Genomic DNA, 20699 nt, shown 5'->3' on the forward strand with positions numbered 1-20699 from the left:
AGGTGATGAGGATGTTCCAGGCAGTACGAAGGTTTTGGAAGGTGCAGGCAGCCGCCCTCTTGCTGGGCGGACTCGTGCTCCTCACCGGACAGCCGGCCTCGGCGCAATCCGCTTGTACCTCGCTCAACATGCTCACGTGGGCGCATTTCATTCGCCCTTCCGACCAGTACCTGTCGCGGCTTGCCAGCGAGTTCGGCAAGCAGCACGGCATCAAGGTGCAGATCAGTTTCGTCGCGCTCAACGACGTGCCCACCAAGCTGGCGGCTGCAGCCTACTCGAAGTCGGGCCCGGACATCGTGCTCCTCATGAACTACAGCACCGCGCTCTACAAGGATGTCCTGCTCCCCCTGAACGACGTGGTGCTCAATATCCAGAAGCAGCACGGGCTCTTCGTCGAGGTCGGCCGCGAGGCCTCCCGGATCGACGGGGTATGGCGGTCCGTGCCCTGGTTCGTCACGCCCGCCCCCGGCAACGTCCGCAAAGACTACTTCGCCCAGGCGGGGCTGGATCCGGTAGCCGATACGGATACGTGGAGCAAACTGCTCGCCGCGGCGACCAAGTTGAAAGCCGCAGGCCACCCGGTCGGCCTGCCCATCAGCCACGCTGGTGACGCCAACGACTGGCTCCTCGCACTCCTCAACTCCTTCGGGGCGCAGGTCATCGACGCCAGCGGCAACGTCGCCATCGACTCCCCCGAGACCCGCAAAGCCCTCGACTACATCCGGCAGCTGGCCAAACAGATGCCCCCGGATGTCTTTGGCTGGGACGGTGGCGGGAACAACCGGTTCATCCTGTCCGGCACCGGCGCCTACACGATCAACCCCGCCAGCATCTACATTCAGGCCAGGAAGAGTTTCCCGGACATCGCCAAGAACCTGGTCCACGTTCCTCCCCCCGCGGGCCCGCGCGGGCGGTACACCACCACCACGACGTACACCCTGGGTGTGACCAGCTGGACCAAGTGCCCCGACCTGGCCAAGGCCTTCCTGGAGTTCCTCTTCGAACCCGAAAACCTCAACGGCTGGATCGAGGCCAGCGGTGGCTACAACGTGCCCCTCTTCCAGAAGCTCCCCGACCTGGGGGTCTGGCGCGACGATCCAAACATGAAGGCGGCGGCCGAAGTTGCGTCGTACCTGCGCCTCCCGTTGTGGCCCGCGCCACCGGCAGCAGGGGCCCAGAAGATCTATGACCTCTACATCATCCCCGACATGTTCGCCCGCGCCGCCCGCGGCGAGTCGAACGACCGCGTCATCGCCTGGGCCAAGGAGCAGCTGCAAAAGGCCTGGTTGGGTAAGTGATCGACTGTCCTTTCGGGGGTGCGCAGGTTGAGCCACGGTAACCCTCACGGTTCCTGCGCATCCCCGATTCGGTTGGGGGGGTTGACCAGGTGCGCCTCAAGCATTGGGGTGGGCTGGTGTTCGTTCTTCCGGCTCTGGCGATTCTGCTGGGTCTCATCGCCTGGCCGATCCTGGAAGCGATACGCCTGAGCCTCACGGACGCCCGCGTTGGCACGGCAGGCGATTTTGTCGGCCTTGCCAACTACCGATCGCTGCTCCGGAACAGCCTCTTCCTTACCGCGCTCTTCAACTCGGTGCTCTTCACCGTAACCGCGGTCTTCCTCAAAACCGTGCTGGGGCTTCTTGCCGCGCTGCAGCTGAACCGGAGCATGCGGGGCATGACCTGGATCCGCGGCGCCCTGCTGCTGCCCTGGGTCATTCCATCCACCTTTAGCGTCCTCGCCTGGCTGTGGCTGTTCGACTACCGTCTGGGCGCGCTGAACTGGGTTCTCCAGCAGCTGGGCCTGGCTCACTCTCCCCTTCCATGGCTTTCCGATCCCCTTTACGCCAGAATCTCCGTGATCCTGGTCAACGTGTGGCGCGGGCTCCCCTTCTTCGCCATCTCCATCCTCGCCGCGCTGGTTTCCATCCCCAAGGACCTCCATGACGCGGCCGAAATCGACGGGGCCAGCGGCTACGCGAAGTTTCGCTGGATCACGCTGCCGCTCATCGCGCCCACGCTCTACATCGTCATTCTCTTTTCCGTGGTGATGACGATCTCGGACTTCAACGTCGTCTACGTCCTCACCAAGGGTGGCCCCCAGAACGCCACCCACGTATTCGCCACCCTGGCGTACCAGAGCGCGTTCGCCAACGGAGAACTCGGGGTCGGCGCCGCGATCTCGCTTTTCGTCTTTCCCGTCCTTCTGCTCAGCATGTTCTTCCTGCTCCGCCTGGTGCAAAGAAAGGAGGTGGCATGAAAGAGCGGGCAACCACACGGGGGCGGAGGCAGCGCGGCCTTCGAATCGGGGTGCTCGTGAGCCTCCTCCTGATCCTGGCTTTCCTGGTGTTCGCCCTCTCGCCCTTTTACGTCATGCTCGTGACGTCCCTCAAATCCCTGCCCGAGCTCTACAACGCCAGGCTCTCGCCGTTCTGGGCGTTCAAACCGACCTTCGAGCACTTTCGCTATCTCTTCACCGAGACGCAGTATCTGCGGTGGTACGGCAACAGCCTCTTCGTCAGCCTCACCAGCACCGCGATCTCCACCGCGGTGAGCATCCTGGCGGCCTACGGCCTGGTGCGCGTCAGGTTCCCCGGATCGGAGGCCACCGGAATGGCGGTCTTCGCCGCCTACCTGATCCCCACCTCCCTGCTCTTCCTGCCCCTCACCAAGCTGGTCAACGCCCTCGGGCTCACCAACTCGCTGTGGTCCCTGGTCATCACCTACCCCACCTTCCAGGTTCCCTTTTCCACCTGGCTGCTCATGGGCTACTTCAAAGCCATCCCGCTGGAAATCGAAGAGGCGGCCTTCGTGGACGGGGCCACCCGGCTCGGAGCCCTGGTCAGGATCATCGTCCCCACCGCCCTTCCCGGCATCATCTCCGTGGTTATCTTCTCCTTCACCCTCGCCTGGGGCGAGCTCCTCTACGCACTGACCTTTATCTCCGACCCCTCCCGGATCACGCTCAGCCTGGGGACCGTGACCGCCCTGGTCCGGGGCGATGTCTTCTTCTGGGGGTCGCTCATGGCCGGAGGCCTTCTCGCCGCCGTCCCCGTCGCTTTCGTCTACGCGCTGCTTTCAAGGCTCTATATCTCCGGGCTGACCGCCGGGGCGACGAAGTAGCGGGGCAACCGACAGGGGGCTAGTCGAGCAGATGTTCGGCGGGATCGATTTCCCACGACCCTACCGCTTCCAGATCCTTGGCGGCTTCGTCGAGGTGCAGGCGCATGGCGCGCCTCGCGGCCTCGGGGTCGTGGGCTTCGAGCGCCCGGAAGACCGCCCAGTGCGTGGTCTGGGCTTTTTGCGGCACGCCCGGCAGGCTGGCCGTGAGGCGAAACCCGCTGGCGAGGATGCTGTGGATGGGCTCGATCAACTTGGCCAGCACACGATTGTTCGCCGACCGGATGATCAGGAAGTGGAACTCGACATCCGCCTTGTGGAAGGCTTCGGGGTCGCCGACCAGCGAATCCATCTTGCGAAGCAGCGTGCTCATCGCACCCAGCGTCTGGGGGGTAATCCGGCTGGCCGCCAGCCCGGCAATCTCGACCTCAAAAACCTTTCGTGCCTCGAGCAATTCCGCCTGGGCCAGGTAAAACCCGTCGCTCCCCTCCTGCAGGGCCAGGACCAGCGGATCGAGCGGGTTCCAGCGTTTCGGCGACGTCACGAACGTGCCCCTGCCCTGCTGCACTTCCACCAAACCCTTTTCGCTGAGCACCCGGATCGCCTCCCGGATAACGATGCGGCTTACCCCGAAGGTCTGGGCCAGCTGCGTTTCGGAAGGCAGAACGCGGCCGGGGGGAATCTCCCCCTGAACGATCTTCCTGGTCAGCTCGAAAACGACGCGTCGGTGCAGGGGCACCCTCGTCGCAGTTTGTACGCGGCGCATAACAGAATTTTAAACTCATATGAAGAGCAGACAAGATCCCAGGGCACAAACCGCGGCGCCAACCGCCCTCTATCGCGTCCTGGAGCCCATATACCCGTTCCACCTTGACACCGAAATGGCGGTGTGGGAGACTAAGTCATCATACGAGTTGGCGCAGACGGGGGGTGAGAACCCGGAGACAGGTCCATCGGCGTACGGACAGGCGCGGCAGCGGCCGACGGCCTGTGTGGATTCGGTCCAGGCCTTTCTTGCGGCACGGTTGAGGCGCCCCGGCTCCCGGACGGCGCCCACCTGAAAAGAAGCAAACGAAGGAGGACTTCCATGGGTCAGAAATTAGGGCGAATCATAGCGCTGGCCTTGCTCCTCGTCACCGGCACCCTGGCTTTCGCGCAGGGAAAGATCACCCTCAGGGTGTCCACCGCAGCGGTCCCGGACGACTGGCACGCCCGGGCGCTTCAGGTTTTCAAGAGCTACGTCGAGAATGCCGATCCGAACATCAAGGTCGAGGTCTACCCCGCGAGCCAGCTCTTCAAGCAGGACGCGCAGCTCCCCGCCATGCAGCGGGGCACGCTCGATCTCGCCTACGTCTCGGCGCAGCAACTCTCCACCGTGTTCCCCGACGTAACGCCCCTCACCGCCGGCTACGTCATCCAGAGCCCGCTTCACCTCTGTAGCGTGTGGAACGGTCCCTTCGGCGACGAGCTCAAGCAAAAGATCTCGCAAAAAGTCGGCATCACCATCCTCGACGCGCTCTACCTCGGCACCCGCGAGCTCAACCTGCGCACCGACAAACCCATCCGGACCCCGGACGATCTCGCAGGCATCAAGCTGCGGATGCCGAACAGCAAGGCGTGGTTATTCCTGGGCAAGGCGCTGGGGGCCAACCCGGTACCGCTGGCCTTCAGCGAACTCTATCTCGCGCTCCAGACCGGCACCGTCGACGGCCAGGACAACCCCCTGCCCACCGACTACCGGGCGAAGTTCTACGAGGTCACGAAGCAGATCGTGCTCACCGATCACCTCGTTGACGGCGTTCTTCTCGCCGTTTCGAACCGCACGCTCAAAAAGCTTTCCCCCAGGCAGCGCGAGATACTGCGCGAAGCGGCCAGGGCGGCCTCGTTCTTCAACAACCGGAACCGGATCTCCGAGGAACAGCAGCTGATCGAGTTCTTCAAGTCCAAGGGCCTCAAGGTCACCGTTCCCGATCGCGAGGCCTTCAGGAAGCGCGTCCTGGCGGCCTACGAGAACTCGGAGTTCTCCAAAAACTGGCCTCCGGGCATCCTGGAGAAAATCCAGAGCTACGCCAAGCAGATTCCCGACGAGTGCAGGGCCTACTTTCAGTAGCGAGCGTTGGCGGGCGGGGCGCGCGCCCCGCCCGCATCGCCATCTTTAGGGAGCGAGGCGATGGCTGCAGCGTTGCGACGAATCGCCGAAGGTGTTGGCGTTTTTCTGTTTGTGGTCATGTTCATGGGCTTCGCCGCCCAGGTAATCTCGCGCTACGTTTTCAACCGTCCGGTCATCTGGTCCACCGACGTCATCCTGATCTCCTACATCTGGTGGTTTACCTGGGCCTCGGCCTTCGTGGTTCGAAAAAGGGAACACATCGCCTTTGAGAATGTCTTCAGAGGAAGGTTCGGCCCGGCGATCACCGGTATCGCCGTCGTTCTCTCCGTCCTGGCCTTCCTGTGGATCCTGCCGGGAACCATCGACTACGTTCGCTTTATGTTTGGCCAGACCACCGGCGCGCTCGACATTCCCATCGGATATATCTTCATGGGTTTCATCGTTTTTAACCTGGGGGTCCCCGTCCAGCTCATCCTCGGCTGGCTGGAGTCAAGGCACCCCTCGAAAGCGGAGTGAGCCATATGAGCCTTGCCTTCCTGATCATGCTGGCCCTCATCGTCTTCTTCTTTCTGGCCGGGCTGCCTATTGGCATCAGCCTCATCGCCGGGAGTATCTGGTACCTCATCTTCACCGGCAGCGATCTGGGTCTTGCCGCCGAGCAAATCTCGAACGGCCTCTACACCAACTTCGTGATCCTGGCCGTTCCCATGTTCATCTTCGCCTCGCGCGTGGCCAGCGCCGGGAGCCTGATGGACCGGCTCGTGGACTTCGCCGCCAGCGTCGTGGGCTGGTGGCGCGGCGGGCTCGCCCACGTTAACGTCCTGGCCAGTCTCATTCTCTCCGGCATGAGCGGTAGCGCGGTAGCGGACGCCGCCGGAATCGGCCGGCTGCAGATCGAGATGATGACCCGGAGACGCCACTACACCGAGGCCTACTCGGCCGCCATCACCGCCACCTCGGCGGTTATCGGGCCCATCATTCCTCCCTCGATTCCAATGGTGCTCTACGCTCTCGTTTCCGAGGCCTCGCTCGGCGCCCTCTTTCTCGGGGGGGTCTTCCCCGGGCTCCTGATGGCCAGCGCGCTGATGGTGGCGGTGTGGTACACGGCGACGCGAAAGGGCTTCCCCGTTGATCAGCGCCTCACGTTCCAGGGTTTTATAACTTCCTTCGCCAGGGCGTTCCTGCCCCTCTTAACCCCGGTCATCCTGCTGGGGGGAATTTACTCGGGGGCCTTTACCCCCACCGAGGCCGCCGGCGTGGCCTCCGCCTACGCCCTCGCGCTGACCGGGCTCCTCTATCGCGAGCTGAGCCTGAAAGAGGTTTACACCATCTTCCTCGATTCGCTCCGGGACTCGACCGCGGTCCTGATCATCGTGGTCGGGAGCTTCCTGCTCAATTACATCATCACCATCGAGAGGATCCCCCAGCTCCTCCTGGCATTCCTCACCAACCTCCAGCTCTCCCCGCTGGCCCTCCTGCTGCTCATCAACGCGGTGTTCCTGCTCCTGGGCATGTTCCTCGACGCGTCGGTGCTGTTGCTGGTTGCGATTCCCCTGGTTCTACCCCTGATCAAGTCGATGGGCATCGATCTCGTGTACTTCGGGGTCGTGATCGTGCTGAACATCATGATCGGGCTGGTCACCCCGCCGTTCGGGGTTCTGCTCTTCATCGTCAAGGGGCTGGTTACGGCCCCCATGACTGAAATCATCCGGGAAAGCCTGCCTTTTCTGGTCGTGCTTCTCGCCTGCCTCTTGCTGATCATTTTCTTCCCGGGTCTGGTTCTCTGGCTTCCCCGTGAAGTACTCGGGCGATGAGCCCGTGGAAAGGAGTGCCCATGCAATTGATCATCCCTCCCCTGACCCTTTTCCGCCCCGATGAAACGCTCGATCTGGACGCCTTCCAGAAGCACTGCGACTTTCTGGCCCGGAGGGGGGTCGACGCCCTCTTTGTCACCGGCACAACGGGCGAGTTTCCGCTGCTCCGCGAAAAGGAACGCATCGAGCTCTTCCGGGCCGCGCTTGAAGCCGCGGGGTCGAGAACGCGGATCATCGCCCATGTCGGGGCCGCTTCCACCGTGGCAACCCGACGCCTGGCACTCGAGGCCAAGTGGATGGGCGTGCACGCCGTGGCCGCGGTAACCCCCTACTACTTCGGCTACCAGCAGCCCCACCTGATCCAGCACTACGCTGCCCTGCTCGAGGTCCTCGAGGGCCTCCCTCTCTACGCCTACACGATCCCGCAACGCGCGGGCAACGACCTCGACCCCACCAGCCTCGCGACCCTGGCGGGAAAGGGGCTTGCCGGCATCAAGGATTCGAGCGCCGACATGAACAAGATCGTGAACTACCTCCGTGCCGCGCCGGCCCTCGAAATCTTCGTGGGCGCGGACTCGCTGGCCCTGGCGGTGGCCAGGTCCGGGGTCAGCGGCATCGTCACCGGACCGGGGATGGTGATGCCGGAGCTCTTCCGGGCCATGCTGGACGCCGAGGCCGCGGGCGACCGCGAAAGGGCCGAGGCGCTCCACCGCCTGGCCTGGGCTGTGAGCGACGTCCTCGGCGGCGGCGCCCGCATCCACTGGATGCGGGCCGGGATGGCCTGGCGGGGTCTGCCGCCCGGCAACTCGCGCAGCCCGCTGCCGCGCCTGAGCACAACCGAGGAGCGGCAAATTGCGGAACGCCTCGAGGTCCTGCTGCCGAGCATTGAAAGCGCGGGCGTCCGCCTTCTGCCCCTTTAAGCGCTGGTGCGGGACTATCTTGGTTGATAGAGGCGACAGTCTGCCCCGAGGAGGTGTCAGATGATCGATCCCAAAGCGATAGCAAGCGATCAGGGCAAGGTCTATCTCGTTGCCAACGGAGATCAGCGGCTTTCAGCCAACCAGGTGTGCTGGCCGGCGCAAGAGGCGATGGAATCGCAGCTGACCGCGGCGTTCGAGAAGCTCGGTCTCCAGGTGGTTCGCGCTCACCCCTACGACCCCCACAAGCAGCACGGCTTTATCGACAGCCAGCGGATGGGGATGCGCGTCTTCGAGCGCATCCCCCGCGACGCGCCGGTGGTGGTCGCCCTCTCCGTCTGGCAGTTCAGCCACCATATCCTGGCCGGTCTGCGTGACCACAGGGGGCCGATCCTGACCGTCGCCAACTGGAGCGGCCAGTGGCCGGGGCTGGTCGGCCTTTTAAACCTCAACGGATCCCTGACCAAAATGGGCGTCACCTACAGCAGCCTGTGGAGCGAGGACTTCACCGACGGCTTCTTCATGAACGGCCTCCGGGAATGGCTGCTCACCGGCCGGATCCATCACGACCTGAGCCACGTCCATGCGCTCGACCCGGATCTCCTCCCGGAGGATGATCGCGAGCTCGGTGAAAACCTGGCCCGGGAACTGCTGCAACGCAAAGCCATCCTCGGTGTGTTCGACGAGGGCTGCATGGGGATGTACAACGCCATCGTCGAGGACGAGCTGATGAATGCCTGCGGCATCTACAAGGAGCGACTCAGCCAGTCCGCCCTGCTGGCCGAAATGCGGCGCGTTGCCGATTCCGAAGCCGAGGCCTGCCTCGAGTGGCTCCTCGACCGCGGGGTCCGCTTCCAGTGGGGCTCCGACGGCGCCAGCGAGCTGACGCGAAACCAGACCCTCGAGCAGCTCAGGATGTACGTGGCCGCCGTACGCATGGCCCACCGGTTTGGCTGTGACGCCATCGGCATCCAGTATCAGCTCGGCCTCATGGACATGGCTCCGGCGAGCGACCTCGCCGAAGGGCTCCTCAACAACCCCGACCGACCCCCGGTCTACGATCCGCGAACCGGCCAAGAGCTCTACGCCGGCGAGGCGCTGCCGCACTTCAACGAGGCCGATGAGGGCGCCGGCATCGACGCCCTCGTCACCCACCGGGTCTGGAAGGCCCTGGGCCTCGACCCTTCCACCACCCTGCACGACCTGCGCTGGGGGGACACCTACGACGGGCAGTTCGTGTGGGTGCTCATGATCTCCGGCGCCGCGCCCGCCTCCCATTTCAAGGGGGGGTACGCGGGGGCGGTGAGCGAACGGCAGCCCCCCATGTACTTTCCCGCCGGTGGCGGCACCCTCAAAGGGGTCGGCAAGCCGGGAACCATCGTCTGGTCGCGGCTCTACATCGAGGACGGTGCCCTTCACTGCGACCTCGGCACCGGCACCGTGGTTGACCTTCCCGAAGAGGAGGTCCAGCGGCGCTGGCAGCTCACCACGCCGCAGTGGCCCATCGTCAATGCCGTTTTCCACGGCGTGACGCGCGACCAGATGATGGCCAAGCACAAGGCCAATCACGTCAACGTCGCCTACGCGCCGGACGAACGCCGGGCCCGCCAGGCGCTCCGCGTGAAGGCAGCGATGTTGGCAACGCTGGGTATCAAGGTCAACCTCTGCGGCACGGAGGAACGGGCATGAGCGAGCTCCTGCTGGGCGTCGATATCGGCACCTACAGCAGCAAGGGCGTCCTGGTCACGCCCGACGGCCAGATCGTCAAATCCCACGTCGTCCCCCACACGGTGGATATACCCCAGCCCGGCCACGTCGAACACGACGCCGACGCCGTCTGGTGGCACGATTTCGTCGAGATCACCCGGAACCTCCTCGACGGCCGTCCCTATACCGGGAGCGACGTTCTGGCCCTGGCGGTGAGCGCGATCGGCCCCTGTCTCCTGCCGCTGGATGAAGACGGCCGCCCGCTCCGCCCCGGCATCCTCTACGGCGTCGACACCCGCGCCCAGGCCGAGATCGAAGCGCTGGAAGCCCGCTACGGAGCCGAACGGATCTTCGCCCACTCGCTGATGAGCCTGACGAGCCAGGCGGTTGGCCCCAAGATTCTCTGGATCCAGCGCCACGAACCGGAGGTCTGGTCCCGGACCCGGACCCTGACCACCGCCAGCAGCTACATCGTCTACCGCCTCACCGGGCGCCACGTGATGGACCGGCACACGGCCAGCCACTACATGCCCCTCTACGACCCGCAGACGGACGGGTGGAACGACGCGTTCGTGCGCGACCTCGGGGTCGCCGGCATGCTCCCCGACCTGGGGTGGAGCGACGATCTGGCGGGCAGCGTCACCGAAGATGCGGCCCGGCTCACCGGACTCCGGGCAGGGACGCCCGTGGCCGTCGGCGCCGTAGATGCTTTAAGCGAAGCCATCAGCGTCGGCGTGCTCGAACCCGGCGACCTGATGATCATGTACGGGAGCACCACCTTCTTCATCCTGGTCCAGTCAAAGCCGACGCCCGACCCGAGGGTATGGACCGTCGCCGGGGCCTTCGAGGGCCAGCGCAACCTGGCCGCGGGCATGGCCACCACCGGCAGCCTGACCCGCTGGTTCCGGGACCAGCTCGCCCGCGACCTGCCGGAGGAAGCGGCCTACGACACGCTTTTCGCCCAGGCCGCGAAGGTCCCGCCAGGATCCGGGGGTCTGCTGGTTCTCCCCTACTTCAGCGGAGAACGGACGCCGATCAACGATCCCAATGCCAAAGGCGTGATCGCCGGACTCACCCTGGCCCACGAACGCCAGCATCTCTACCGCGCGGTGCTGGAGGGCGTGGGCTACGGCATCCGCCACAACCTGGAGACCTTCCGCAGCTTAGGGGCTGAAATAAAGCGCGTCGTCGCCGTCGGGGGCGGCACGAAGTCGCCGACCTGGGTACAGATCGTATCCGACATCGCGGGCATCTCCCAGGAGCTGCCCCGCATCACGATCGGGGCCAGCTACGGCGACGCCTTCCTCGCCGGCCTGGCCTCCGGTAGCGTTCAGCGAGCTTCCCTCGAGCGCTGGCTGGGCCCGAGCCGGACCGTACGTCCGTCGGAGGAAAACCGGGCCACCTACGACCACCTCTACGCGCTCTATCTCGACCTCTACGAAAAGACGGCAGCGATCGTGCACCGGTTGTAGCCTTCCCCCGGTGGGTACCCGGGCTTCCCGCCCGGCGTCCGGCGTTCCTCACCGGTCCGGGGCGGGACCCTGCCCGGTGCCAGTGACCGGCGCAGGTCAGAAGCTCCGGCTGTTGAACCGACGCACGGGGATGAGGCGCAAGCTGGTCCGGATCGGAAACTCGCGGGGCCTCGTACTCCCAAAGGAGATGCTCGAGCTGCTGGGTCTCGAGCCGGGCGGCGAGGCCGAGGTCCAGGTGATCGGGAACACGCTGGTGGCGACGCCTGCGGGAGCCGACGAAGTCGAACTGCGGGCCGCCCCAACCTATTTCGCTTCAAAGCGGGAACGCACCCGGCTCTACAAGAAGCTCTCCGATGCCTGAGTTCCTGACCAAGCGCTTCCTGCTGGCCGTCCTCCGGGGCCTCATCGAAGCGTTCGGGGGCAGGCTCGACCTGCGTGATGAGGCAAGGTTAGAGGCTACGCTGGCCGCCCCGCAGGCCACCTTCAGGGGCGCCGAGCCGTATCCCACCCCGGCCGCGAAAGCCGCGGCGTACCTGGTGGGTATCGCCAAGGGGCACCCCTTCGTCGACGGTAATAAACGCACCGCCCTCGCGGCCATGGACGTGTTCCTGTGCCTGAGCGGGTGGAAACCCACCCCGGGGGACGGGCCGACCTTCGGACCCGTGGTCAAGGTCGCCCGGTGCGCGCACGGGGTGGAAGGCCCCCCGGATCATCGATGCCGCGCTTACCTTGCCCCGGTCTGAGCGCGGCGAAACACGGCGGCCCGTTCCGTGCCCTTTTAACTCGAAAACGGTCGCCCCGCCCTCTCTTTTCGGTTATCCGTCCGGCCGAGCCCAACTTCGATCTCGGGCCAGCGAAAAAACTCCGACGCCAGACAGGTGGCTACTCTCGGGGTATAATAGCCACATGGAGCGCGTGAGCGCGAGGGAGCTCAAGAACCGCCTAGGCCGCTACCTTAAACTGGTGCGGCAGGGCAAGAGCCTGGAGATCACGGACCGGGGCCGGCCCGTGGCCCGGCTGGTCCCCCGGGAAACCGGGTTGGAAGAACGGCTCCTGGCCATGGCCGCTCTGGGCCTGCTCGAGGCAGGGGAGGGACAGCTCCCGCCTCGAGCCCCCGTGGCCCGGGCCCGAACGAGCGTGGCCGAACTCCTGGTTGAGGACCGGTAATGTCCCCGGTGGTCTACCTTGACACCAGCGCTCTGGTCAAGCGGTACGTGGAAGAAACCGGCACCCCCGAGGTCCAAACGCTCATTCAGGCGGCGGACGTGCTCGGCACTTCAGCCCTGGCCCGGGTGGAGATGGCCGCGGCCCTGGCTAAGGCGGTGCGGGTGGGGGCACTTACCCGGGAAGAAGCGGGGACGGCTCTGGAAACCTTCCTCACGGACTGGCCACGGCTTTACCGCCTGAAGGTCACGGACCCCCTTTTAGAGCGAGCTTCGGACCTGGCGTGGAAAGAAGGCATCAGGGGATACGACGCCACCCACCTTGCGGCAGCCCTCCTTTGGCAGGAGATGCTGGAGGTGCCGGTGGTCATGGCCACTTTCAACCACGACCTGTGGAAGACCGCAAGAAGAAGGGGTCTCGAAGCCTGGCCCAAGGCACTGTGAAAGGCCAGCCCCTCCCCCACTTTGACCGGCAGGTCCCTGCTTTCGCGCTCCCCACCCAACCGGCGCTGGCCGCGCATCAACCCGGGCAACCGAGCACCCATCTCACTCTTGGGGCTTGGTGTGAACAACGTGGTGAGACTGCACAGCTAGCTTAAAGAGTTAGCGTACAAGACGGTATCAAAATACGCGACGTTATCGCTTTTACAACGGCACCGTCTCGTTCAGTGCGGCGGATACAATGATTGTTACCGTGACGCTTGCAGAAGCGCTTCAGCTTGAGGTTTTCTCGGGCGCTCGGCTAGTCGCTGGCGATAAAGGGCTAGGGCGAGAACTTAAGTGGGCCCATGTAGTAGATATACCTGATCCTTTTCCCTGGGTTCGCCCAGGTCAGTTGCTCTTAACGACGGGGTACGCATGGCCTCGGGAGGATGATGCTCTTCGAAGGCTGATTCGCAGATTGAACGAATGTGGTCTTTCAGGCGTTGGGCTAGCTGTTCCCCAGTTTTTCGAGCACTTTCCTGAATCGGCATGTGAAGAGGCGAAGCACCTGGGTCTACCGCTCCTTGAAATCCCTTGGGAAGTCCCGTTTGCGCTGATCACCGAGGAAGTTCACAGAGTCATCTTGGCCGAGCAATATGCGATCATCGAGAGGTCTGAAGACATCCACCGTGTGCTCACCAGGGCGGCTATAGGTGCGGAAAGCTTACAACAGATTGCGGAAACCTTAGGACGGTTGCTCCAGCGCGACGTGACCTTTGAGGATCCAGAGGGAGTTTTGCTCGCCCACTATACGGCTGACCGTTTGTCTGGTTTGGATACAGATCCAGTTCGACAAGCTACGTTGGAAACGGGGGCAACGCCACCTGAAGTTTGGCATGTGCTTGAGGCTGAAGGTTATCTGTCCCGGATTAAGCGAAGCAACACCCCTGTTCACATTCCTTCCCTGCCACAACTCGGACTAAAACCCAGAGTGGTATGTCCCATCCGTGTCAAAGGGGAGCTGGTTGGGCTTGTGTGGATTATTGAGGGTGACACTCCTCTTGACGAACTTGACCTTCGTGCCGCAGAGCATGCGGCTACGATCGCTGCGCTACACATCACGCACCAGCGAGCGTTGGCCCAGCAAGAAACACGGCTTGGGTACTCCTTTCTTGATGCGCTACTCGAGGGTCGCTTTGAGCCGACTCCACACAACTTGGAACGAGCCCGACTGATGGGTTTTGACCTAGAGGCATCATATCGAGTGTGGGTTCTGGTGCTTGAAGAGGGGGTACCCCTTTCACGAGAAGGATTCATGCGCCGGGAGGACCTCAGTGTACGGGTCCGTAGGCGATTGGGAGACCTGGGCCTTAAGCCGCTCGTGACCGTTACCCTGAACCGTGTCATTGGGCTCCTGACAGAGACCGTAGACCCAAGCCAACTTTGGAAAGTCATATCATCGCCGAACTTGGTAATGCTGGTGGGGCGTTCGCACTCTGGTCCTGAGGGAGTTGCCCGGAGCTACCGGGAGGCACTTTCGTTGTTGCCTTTAGCGACACCTGGACAACTGTATCTTTATGAGAGTTGGCTGATTCCACGGGTGCTACTTGGTGATCCCGATGCTAGAGAAGCGTTGGTCCAATCTTTATTCGGCGCTCTCTGGCCCCGAAGGGGCGGCGAGGCCTTGGTGCAGACTCTTGTGACTTGGGCTCGCTGTGGGTTTCGTCAGAAAGAGGCCGCCTGCGAGCTCAACGTTCATCTCAATACCCTCCGCTACAGACTCGAGCGTGTGGAGTCCCTCCTTGGGCGCGATCTTAGCGATCCCCAGACTCGTTTTGAAATCCGCCTGGCTACTGAAATATTGTTAACTACACATAAAAAATACACTTAGAGATTGGTATTAAGCAACATAGATATTCCCCCCCTGCGTATGTATCTTTCTTTCAAGAACTCAAAAGGGGGGTCGTAGTTTTTGGCAGGCACGCGAAACCAAACCCTATACGAACTTCGCCAGCGACATGTACCCCGCGGCGTTGCTAGCGCTCACCCTATCTTTGCGGCCCGTGCCGAGGGGGTAAAGGTCTGGGATGTGGATGGGAACGAGTACATCGATTTCGCGGGGGGAATCGGTGTGGTGAACGTGGGGCATAACCACCCCCGTGTAGTCCAGGCGGTCCAGGCCCAAACCGAAAGGTTGATTCACACTTGTTTCCAAGTGGCTATGTACGAGCCATACGTCCGATTAGCAGAGCGACTTGGGGCGTTGGCGCCGGGAGAGTTTCCTAAGAAAGCGATTTTCCTGACCACTGGCGCCGAAGCAGTAGAAAACGCCATCAAAATAGCCCGGGCTTACACAAAGCGACCTGCCGTGATAGCGTTCACAGGAGGATTCCACGGGCGCACGCTTTTGGGGATGACGCTTACGGGGAAGACCAAGCCCTACCGGCAGAACTTCGGTCCCTTTGTCCCGGAGATCTACCACGCGCCGTACCCCTACGAATACCGGGGATGGGACACGGAGCGGGCTTTGAGAGCGCTCCGGGAGCTTTTCGAGACCCAGGTCAGCCCCGAGCGGGTCGCTGCGGTCATCATCGAGCCCGTTTTGGGGGAGGGAGGGTTTGTGCCTGCCCCCTTTGAGTTTCTGCGCGAGCTGCGGCGGATTACGGAGGAGCACGGCATCCTGCTGATTGCGGACGAGGTACAGACGGGTTTTGGCCGCACCGGCAGGATGTTTGCGATCGAGCACAGTGGCATAATTCCCGACCTCATCACGGTAGCCAAGAGCCTTGCCGGGGGGCTTCCGCTTTCCGGTGTCATTGGCCGGGCCGAGGTCATGGATGCGCCTGAGCCTGGTGGTCTGGGAGGAACCTATGCCGGCAATCCTCTTGCTTGTGCAGCATCGCTGGCGGTGCTCGAAATATTTGAGGAAGGGGGGCTGCTTGAGCGAGCTAGGTCTTTAGGTGAGGAGCTAATGGAAGGCTTCCGGGCGCTGCAGGGGCGATTTCCCCAGGTCGGAGACGTGCGGGGCCTCGGGGCCATGGTGGCGATGGAGTTGGTGGAGGACCGGGAGACCAGGACTCCGGCACCGGAGCTCACTGATCAGGTCATCGCTGCCGCTAGGGAGAAGGGGCTTTTGCTGGTCAAAGCCGGGCTCTATGGCAACGTGATCCGAGTGCTGGTGCCGCTCACTGTCACAGATGAAGAGCTGAACTACGCCTTTGATGTCTTAGAGAAAGTTCTTTCTTCACCGGCAGTAGAGACTTGAAAAAGGCTTTTGCTTGGGAACCTTAGCAAAGTTCTAAAAGGAGGAGGGGGGCGATGCAAATGAAGCGTAAAGTCAGCAGACGGAAGTTACTGAAGGGTGCGCTTGCGACTGGTGCACTGATGGCCACTAAAGGTCCATGGTTTTGGGTTAAAGCCCAATCTCGGCCGCTGACCGTCGCAGTATATGGGGGCATATTCAAGGAGGTTCTGGATAAGGCTCTCTTTGAACCATTCCGGAAAGACACGGGAATCGCCGTTGAATCCCGGCCCGAGCCTACCGGTGAGGCCATGTACGTGCAGCTCAGCCAGGCCGTTGCTGCGAACCGTGCTCCAGTAGACGTGGCGATCATCAAGTCAACCGAGGTCATCAAGGGAATACGCAGCAACCTGTGGTCACCTTACGACGAAGCCAGTATGCCCAATCTTAAGTACGTCGAAAAGCCCTTCTTTAGGCGTGAGGGTGGGAAACTTTACACGGTTGCTGCCCTGGCTTGGTACATTAACCTTGTCTATAACAAGCAGTTCATCAAGACGAACCCCAATAGTTGGGCCGATTTCTGGGATCCGCGCTACCGTGGCCAGCTTGGGTTGCTCAGTCTGCCAGGGAACAGCTATTTGCTGGACATTGCGGCGCATACGTTTTTTGGGGGGAAGCAGGTTCTGCAGACTAAGGAAGGAATCGAGCGCGTACTTAAGAAGATCGCTGAACTAAAGCCAAACGTAAAGCTTTGGTACCGCGACGAGGCTACGTTCGAGCAAGCACTGATTACAGGTGAAGTTCCCATGGGCCAGCTCTATAATGACGTTACGCAGGTTCTAGTCGATAAAGGTGCGCCCGTGGTTTCAGTTTTTCCTAAGGAGGGGCCTATTGTAGATCGCGGAGAGTGGATTGTACTCAGAACGTCATCCCGCAAAGAGGAAGCGTTCGCGTTCATCAACTATGCTTCCCGTCCGAGTGTCCAGCAGCGTATAACAGAAAACCTTTACACGATTCCTACCGTGCGACAAAACTTGATTACCTTAAAGCCCGACCTTGCTGAGCGCGTTCTCGGTCCTGGGCCGGAAAAGGCTATCGTCCCTGAGTACCGGATCTATCTTGACCTGGAGGACTGGCTGAACGAGAGGTGGAAGGAAACCATTATTGGATAACGTGAGCGACCGATCACATGAGTACGATTCGAGTTGTAGACCTTGAAAAACGGTTCGGAAAGGTAACCGCAGTCAGAAAACTCTCCCTGTCCGTGGGGGAGGGAGAGTTCCTCACGCTTCTCGGACCCTCTGGCTGCGGTAAGACGACGACTTTGCGGATGATCGCAGGCTTCGAAACGCCCAGCGCAGGCCGTATTTACTTCGATGATGCGGACGTTACGAACCTTCCCCCATATCGACGCAACATCGGGATGGTCTTTCAGTCTCTCGCACTTTTCCCCCACATGACCGTGGCGGAAAACATCGCCTATGGGCTTCGGATGCGAAAAGTGCCGGAACCCGAGATAAAGCGCCGCGTGGAGTCGATGCTGCGACTGGTTCGCTTAGAAGGGATGGGGGAACGCAAACCGGGGGCGCTTTCAGGCGGACAGCGGCAACGGGTTGCTTTCGCACGGGCTCTGGCGATTAATCCGAGGATTCTTCTGTTGGATGAACCCTTTGCAGCACTGGACCGAAAACTTCGCGAACAGCTTCAGATCGAACTAAAACGCTTACACCGCCAGCTGGAAGTCACCACCATTTTCGTTACCCATAACCAGCGGGAGGCCTTTACGCTTTCGGACCGCATTGCCGTGGTAAATCAAGGCGTCATCGAACAGGCGGGTACCCCTCAGGAGTTGTACTACCGTCCCCGCACCCTGTTTGTTGCGGATTTTGTTGGTGAGGCGAACCTCTTCCCAGCCCGACTCGTAGAGCGGAGCGGCGATCTGGCGTGTTACGAACTCATCGAGGAAGGCGTGCAGATTGCTCTCCGGGCAGAGGGAACCCCACCTTCGGAAGCCGCCGTCATGGTACGCCCCGAGCTTGTCAAGATCTCACGTTCGGATGAGGGAAATCGTGGCGTGCCTGCTCGAGTGGATCTCATCCGGTTTATTGGGGAACTCCTGGAGGTCAGGCTTCTCACTCGGGGGGGGCACGAAGTTGTGGCGACCCCACCGCTAGACATTGCGCGGGAGCTCCGGGTGGGTGACGAGGTGCAATTACACCTCTCTCCTGAGCACGTATGGGTGCTGGAGGGAAGACCGTGAAGCGGTGGACTCCTCTTTGGCTCCAAGGGACAATCCTTGGGATTCCAGCCCTGTTCCTCATTATTTTCTTTGTAGCCCCCCTGGCTCTTCTTATCGTGTTTAGTTTTTTTCAGAACGTTCCCGGTGGGGGCTACGTACGCGATTTTACCATTGAGAACTATGTGAGGTTGTTGAAGCCCCTTTACTTAGGCCGTCTGGGTTTTACAATTTGGATTTCTGCGTTAACTGCTTTTGCGAGCCTTGCTATCGGCTTCCCTTTCACGTATTTTATTGTGCGTCTTGCGTCTCCACGCTTGCAAAGTCTTGCAATCGGGACCGTGGTAAGCACGCTCTGGCTCACTTACGTTGTGCGCGCCTTTGGTTGGTCAGTGCTGCTTTCTCGCAGCGGGGGTGTTGGAAAACTGCTTGCTTGGCTTGGCCTCGTAGAAATCCCCCCCAGCTACACGCCGGGATTCGCCGCCACGTTCATTGGTTTCGTGTATGTCTACCTTCCTTTTATGATCCTTTCGCTCTATGGTTCTTTACGCGGCCTTTCCCGAGAGCTGGAGGAGGCTTCCATTAGCCTTGGTGCGAATTGGTGGCAAACTCTACGTAAGATTGTAGTTCCACTAGCCCTGCCGGGTATGATGGCAGGTTCCCTTCTTGTTTTTTTGTTGGCGATTGGGACCTACGTAGTTCCTGTGATCCTCGGAAAACCACAGCAATGGACCCTCCCGGTGTTAATTACCGACCAGGTGCTCTACGAGAGCAACATCCCGTTTGGCGCCGCCCTTTCTATTGTCCTCGTCCTGATAGTAGGGGTTCTTCTCATAGGGTTTGGGCGCCTGTTAAGGGGAGGGGGTGTACTGCGTCGTGGGTAAGGTGCGCGGAGAGGGTGTCTTCCTCCTCATCACCGTGGCCTTCTGGGTCGGGCTTATTTTCCTTGTTGCGCCGTTGGTCGTGATTGTTGGAGCCTCTCTTGCGCCAGGTCAGTTCATGGTGTTCCCTCCTGGCGGCTTTTCGTTTAAGTGGTATGGAGAGCTGATCGCTAGCCGGGACTGGGTGGAAGCCATCCGCAACAGTATGATTATCGCTTCGACTTCCGCCATAGCCGCTACTGCGTTTGGTACAGCGCTGGCCTTAGGCATTCACCGCTTCCGACCAGCTTGGGGCGGCGCTCTCCTGGGATTCAGTATGCTTCCATTGCTGATTCCCCCAGTAGTAGCCGGAGTTGCCTTCACAACCTTCTTTTACCAGCTGGGTATTCCTCCAGGAATCACCAAGATTGCTATTGCCCACGCCGTAATCAACGGACCGTTCCCCTTGGTTCTCGTTTACAACGGCCTGGAGCGGACTACACCGGAGGTCGAAGAAGCGGGAATGAGCCTTGGAGCGACTCCTCTAACCGTTCTAAGAACGGTGACGTTTCCGCTTATTGCCAACGAAATCTTCGCAGGACTTCTCTTCAGCTTTGTACTGTCACTGAACGAGTTCATAGTGGCCTTCTTGGTGTCAGGATTTACTGTTACGACGCTGCCAATCCAAATTATGTCGTCCTTGCGATACTCCTACTCTCCCATTATTGCCGCTGCTTCGACAGTGTTTATCGTAGGTACGTTCGCCCTTATGTATGCGGTAGACCGTTTTACTCGAGGGGGGCTCTGGCGGTGAAGGGAAGGGGAGGCATCCAGATCGTACTTGCCCAACTGGCACCTGAGCCAGGAAATCCTGCAGCCAACTTGGAGCGCGTCGAAACGGTATTACGTGACTCGGTGCCCTATCTAACCAGTGAGGCAAGAATCGCCGTATTCCCTGAGCTCTTCGTCTCAGGTTATGGTGCGACCTATGCTCGCCGATTGGCCCAAGAGGTGGAAGGGGCATGGACTGAAGCGCTTCTCCGCTTGGCTCGACGTTACGAGATAGCCTTGATCATCGGTTTGCCAGAGCGTGGACCCCAAGGAGAGCTATTCAACAGCGTCGTAGCTGTCGACGCCAATGGAATGCTGCGTGGTATCTACCGGAAGGTTCACCTGTATGCTCACGAACGCGACCTTTTCGAACCTGGGAGCGATCTCGTTGTCGTGGACCTTGGATTCGCCCGTTTGGGGCTTGGCATTTGCTACGACGTTGAATTCCCCGAGTGGTCTCGTTTGCTTGCGCTTTCAGGGGCGGGGCTCTTGGTGTTTCCTAGCGCTCACATGTCCCCTTGGGAGGAGCACCTTCGGTGCATGGCGAAATGCAGGGCGCTTGAGAACCACCGTACCGTGGTTGTGGCAAACCGGGTTGGGAGCGAGGAGGGGCTGGTATTTTCGGGCCTAAGCGGTGTATGGAAACCGGACGGGGTGCCCAACGTTTTGGCTCCCCACAGCGAAGAGGCGGTACTCGTGGCCACGGTGCGCGATTTAGATTCGGCCGCTCGGCCGTTCGACTACCTCCTGGACAGGCGCCCTGAACTTTACACCCCCATTTGCAAACCCACTCGAAAGGAGGAATAAG

General features: G+C 61.3%; 21 protein-coding genes. 20 read left to right on the plus strand and 1 reads right to left on the minus strand.

The genetic code is table 11. The features are described from left to right. Positions 1-5: 5 nt before the first annotated feature. The 3 genes from ACZ5BT_RS00310 (at position 6) to ACZ5BT_RS00320 (ending at position 3120) form a co-directional block, all read left to right on the plus strand. Entirely contained in the window at positions 6-1298 is a 1293-nt protein-coding gene (locus tag ACZ5BT_RS00310) for an ABC transporter substrate-binding protein (protein ID WP_464883731.1), read from the plus strand. Positions 1299-1387: 89 nt separating this feature from the next. Continuing rightward, on the plus strand, positions 1388-2257 hold the full coding sequence (locus tag ACZ5BT_RS00315) for a carbohydrate ABC transporter permease (RefSeq protein WP_464883732.1): 870 nt from the start codon (positions 1388-1390) through the stop codon (positions 2255-2257). Next, on the plus strand, positions 2254-3120 hold the full coding sequence (locus ACZ5BT_RS00320) for a carbohydrate ABC transporter permease (protein WP_464883733.1): 867 nt from the start codon (positions 2254-2256) through the stop codon (positions 3118-3120). The genes ACZ5BT_RS00315 and ACZ5BT_RS00320 overlap by 4 nt, the downstream gene beginning before the upstream one ends. 19 nt (positions 3121-3139) lie before the next feature. Here ACZ5BT_RS00320 and ACZ5BT_RS00325 read toward each other — a convergent pair whose 3' ends face one another. Further along, a complete protein-coding gene (locus ACZ5BT_RS00325) occupies positions 3140-3883 on the minus strand; it encodes a FadR/GntR family transcriptional regulator (RefSeq protein WP_464883734.1) in 744 nt (247 codons plus the stop codon). Between the two features lie 321 nt (positions 3884-4204). Between ACZ5BT_RS00325 and ACZ5BT_RS00330 the strand changes: the two genes are divergently transcribed. The 17 genes from ACZ5BT_RS00330 to ACZ5BT_RS00410 all read left to right on the plus strand — a co-directional run bounded on the left by ACZ5BT_RS00330 (position 4205) and on the right by ACZ5BT_RS00410 (position 20698). Beyond that, positions 4205-5227 carry a sialic acid TRAP transporter substrate-binding protein SiaP gene (locus ACZ5BT_RS00330; RefSeq protein WP_464883735.1) on the plus strand — a complete coding sequence of 341 codons (1023 nt, stop codon included), beginning with the start codon at positions 4205-4207 and terminating at the stop codon, positions 5225-5227. A 60-nt stretch (positions 5228-5287) separates the two neighbouring features. Next, entirely contained in the window at positions 5288-5743 is a 456-nt protein-coding gene (locus tag ACZ5BT_RS00335; protein WP_464883736.1) for a TRAP transporter small permease, read from the plus strand. A gap of 5 nt (positions 5744-5748) precedes the next feature. Continuing rightward, positions 5749-7041: a TRAP transporter large permease gene (locus ACZ5BT_RS00340; protein ID WP_464883737.1), complete on the plus strand. Its 1293-nt coding sequence runs from the start codon at positions 5749-5751 to the stop codon at positions 7039-7041. 20 nt (positions 7042-7061) lie between these two features. Further along, positions 7062-7961: a dihydrodipicolinate synthase family protein gene (locus tag ACZ5BT_RS00345; protein WP_464883738.1), complete on the plus strand. Its 900-nt coding sequence runs from the start codon at positions 7062-7064 to the stop codon at positions 7959-7961. A 60-nt stretch (positions 7962-8021) separates the two neighbouring features. After that, a complete protein-coding gene (locus tag ACZ5BT_RS00350) occupies positions 8022-9647 on the plus strand; it encodes a hypothetical protein (RefSeq protein ID WP_464883739.1) in 1626 nt (541 codons plus the stop codon). After that, a complete protein-coding gene (locus ACZ5BT_RS00355) occupies positions 9644-11137 on the plus strand; it encodes an FGGY-family carbohydrate kinase (RefSeq protein WP_464883740.1) in 1494 nt (497 codons plus the stop codon). Before ACZ5BT_RS00350 ends, ACZ5BT_RS00355 begins: the two co-directional genes overlap by 4 nt. A gap of 112 nt (positions 11138-11249) precedes the next feature. Beyond that, positions 11250-11498: an AbrB/MazE/SpoVT family DNA-binding domain-containing protein gene (locus ACZ5BT_RS00360; protein ID WP_464883741.1), complete on the plus strand. Its 249-nt coding sequence runs from the start codon at positions 11250-11252 to the stop codon at positions 11496-11498. After that, the gene (locus ACZ5BT_RS00365; protein WP_464883742.1) at positions 11491-11880 is read left to right on the plus strand and encodes a type II toxin-antitoxin system death-on-curing family toxin; all 390 of its coding nucleotides are present in this window, start codon (positions 11491-11493) and stop codon (positions 11878-11880) included. The genes ACZ5BT_RS00360 and ACZ5BT_RS00365 overlap by 8 nt, the downstream gene beginning before the upstream one ends. A gap of 163 nt (positions 11881-12043) precedes the next feature. Continuing rightward, on the plus strand, positions 12044-12304 hold the full coding sequence (locus tag ACZ5BT_RS00370; RefSeq protein WP_464883743.1) for a type II toxin-antitoxin system Phd/YefM family antitoxin: 261 nt from the start codon (positions 12044-12046) through the stop codon (positions 12302-12304). Then, positions 12304-12744, plus strand: coding sequence for a type II toxin-antitoxin system VapC family toxin (locus ACZ5BT_RS00375; protein ID WP_464883744.1), 441 nt, complete (start codon positions 12304-12306; stop codon positions 12742-12744). The genes ACZ5BT_RS00370 and ACZ5BT_RS00375 overlap by 1 nt, the downstream gene beginning before the upstream one ends. A 238-nt stretch (positions 12745-12982) precedes the next feature. Then, positions 12983-14614 carry a PucR family transcriptional regulator gene (locus ACZ5BT_RS00380; RefSeq protein WP_464883745.1) on the plus strand — a complete coding sequence of 544 codons (1632 nt, stop codon included), beginning with the start codon at positions 12983-12985 and terminating at the stop codon, positions 14612-14614. 81 nt (positions 14615-14695) lie between these two features. Further along, positions 14696-15988, plus strand: coding sequence for a 4-aminobutyrate--2-oxoglutarate transaminase (gabT, locus tag ACZ5BT_RS00385; RefSeq protein WP_464883746.1), 1293 nt, complete (start codon positions 14696-14698; stop codon positions 15986-15988). 53 nt (positions 15989-16041) lie between these two features. Beyond that, positions 16042-17136 (plus strand): ABC transporter substrate-binding protein, encoded by a 1095-nt coding sequence (locus ACZ5BT_RS00390; RefSeq protein WP_464883747.1) that lies wholly within the window; start codon positions 16042-16044, stop codon positions 17134-17136. A 17-nt stretch (positions 17137-17153) separates the two neighbouring features. After that, positions 17154-18224 carry an ABC transporter ATP-binding protein gene (locus tag ACZ5BT_RS00395; protein ID WP_464883748.1) on the plus strand — a complete coding sequence of 357 codons (1071 nt, stop codon included), beginning with the start codon at positions 17154-17156 and terminating at the stop codon, positions 18222-18224. Next, complete coding sequence (locus ACZ5BT_RS00400; RefSeq protein WP_464883749.1) at positions 18221-19084, plus strand: ABC transporter permease; 864 nt, start codon at positions 18221-18223, stop codon at positions 19082-19084. Before ACZ5BT_RS00395 ends, ACZ5BT_RS00400 begins: the two co-directional genes overlap by 4 nt. Continuing rightward, complete coding sequence (locus tag ACZ5BT_RS00405) at positions 19077-19874, plus strand: ABC transporter permease (protein ID WP_464883750.1); 798 nt, start codon at positions 19077-19079, stop codon at positions 19872-19874. Before ACZ5BT_RS00400 ends, ACZ5BT_RS00405 begins: the two co-directional genes overlap by 8 nt. Further along, complete coding sequence (locus ACZ5BT_RS00410; protein ID WP_464883751.1) at positions 19871-20698, plus strand: carbon-nitrogen hydrolase family protein; 828 nt, start codon at positions 19871-19873, stop codon at positions 20696-20698. Before ACZ5BT_RS00405 ends, ACZ5BT_RS00410 begins: the two co-directional genes overlap by 4 nt. The last annotated feature ends 1 nt before the right edge of the window (position 20699 follow it).

This window comes from Vulcanithermus mediatlanticus (assembly GCF_055385885.1).

Bases quoted from the DNA above. Each gene is read 5' to 3' on its own strand.
- ACZ5BT_RS00310 (WP_464883731.1), top strand. From the start codon at position 6: ATGAGGATGTTCCAGGCAGTACGAAGGTTTTGGAAGGTGCAGGCAGCC.
- ACZ5BT_RS00320 (WP_464883733.1), top strand. From the start codon at position 2,254: ATGAAAGAGCGGGCAACCACACGGGGGCGGAGGCAGCGCGGCCTTCGA.
- ACZ5BT_RS00325 (WP_464883734.1), bottom strand. From the start codon at position 3,883: ATGCGCCGCGTACAAACTGCGACGAGGGTGCCCCTGCACCGACGCGTC.
- ACZ5BT_RS00330 (WP_464883735.1), top strand. From the start codon at position 4,205: ATGGGTCAGAAATTAGGGCGAATCATAGCGCTGGCCTTGCTCCTCGTC.
- ACZ5BT_RS00335 (WP_464883736.1), top strand. From the start codon at position 5,288: ATGGCTGCAGCGTTGCGACGAATCGCCGAAGGTGTTGGCGTTTTTCTG.
- ACZ5BT_RS00340 (WP_464883737.1), top strand. From the start codon at position 5,749: ATGAGCCTTGCCTTCCTGATCATGCTGGCCCTCATCGTCTTCTTCTTT.
- ACZ5BT_RS00345 (WP_464883738.1), top strand. From the start codon at position 7,062: ATGCAATTGATCATCCCTCCCCTGACCCTTTTCCGCCCCGATGAAACG.
- ACZ5BT_RS00350 (WP_464883739.1), top strand. From the start codon at position 8,022: ATGATCGATCCCAAAGCGATAGCAAGCGATCAGGGCAAGGTCTATCTC.
- ACZ5BT_RS00355 (WP_464883740.1), top strand. From the start codon at position 9,644: ATGAGCGAGCTCCTGCTGGGCGTCGATATCGGCACCTACAGCAGCAAG.
- ACZ5BT_RS00365 (WP_464883742.1), top strand. From the start codon at position 11,491: ATGCCTGAGTTCCTGACCAAGCGCTTCCTGCTGGCCGTCCTCCGGGGC.
- ACZ5BT_RS00370 (WP_464883743.1), top strand. From the start codon at position 12,044: ATGGAGCGCGTGAGCGCGAGGGAGCTCAAGAACCGCCTAGGCCGCTAC.
- ACZ5BT_RS00375 (WP_464883744.1), top strand. From the start codon at position 12,304: ATGTCCCCGGTGGTCTACCTTGACACCAGCGCTCTGGTCAAGCGGTAC.
- ACZ5BT_RS00380 (WP_464883745.1), top strand. From the start codon at position 12,983: ATGATTGTTACCGTGACGCTTGCAGAAGCGCTTCAGCTTGAGGTTTTC.
- ACZ5BT_RS00390 (WP_464883747.1), top strand. From the start codon at position 16,042: ATGCAAATGAAGCGTAAAGTCAGCAGACGGAAGTTACTGAAGGGTGCG.
- ACZ5BT_RS00395 (WP_464883748.1), top strand. From the start codon at position 17,154: ATGAGTACGATTCGAGTTGTAGACCTTGAAAAACGGTTCGGAAAGGTA.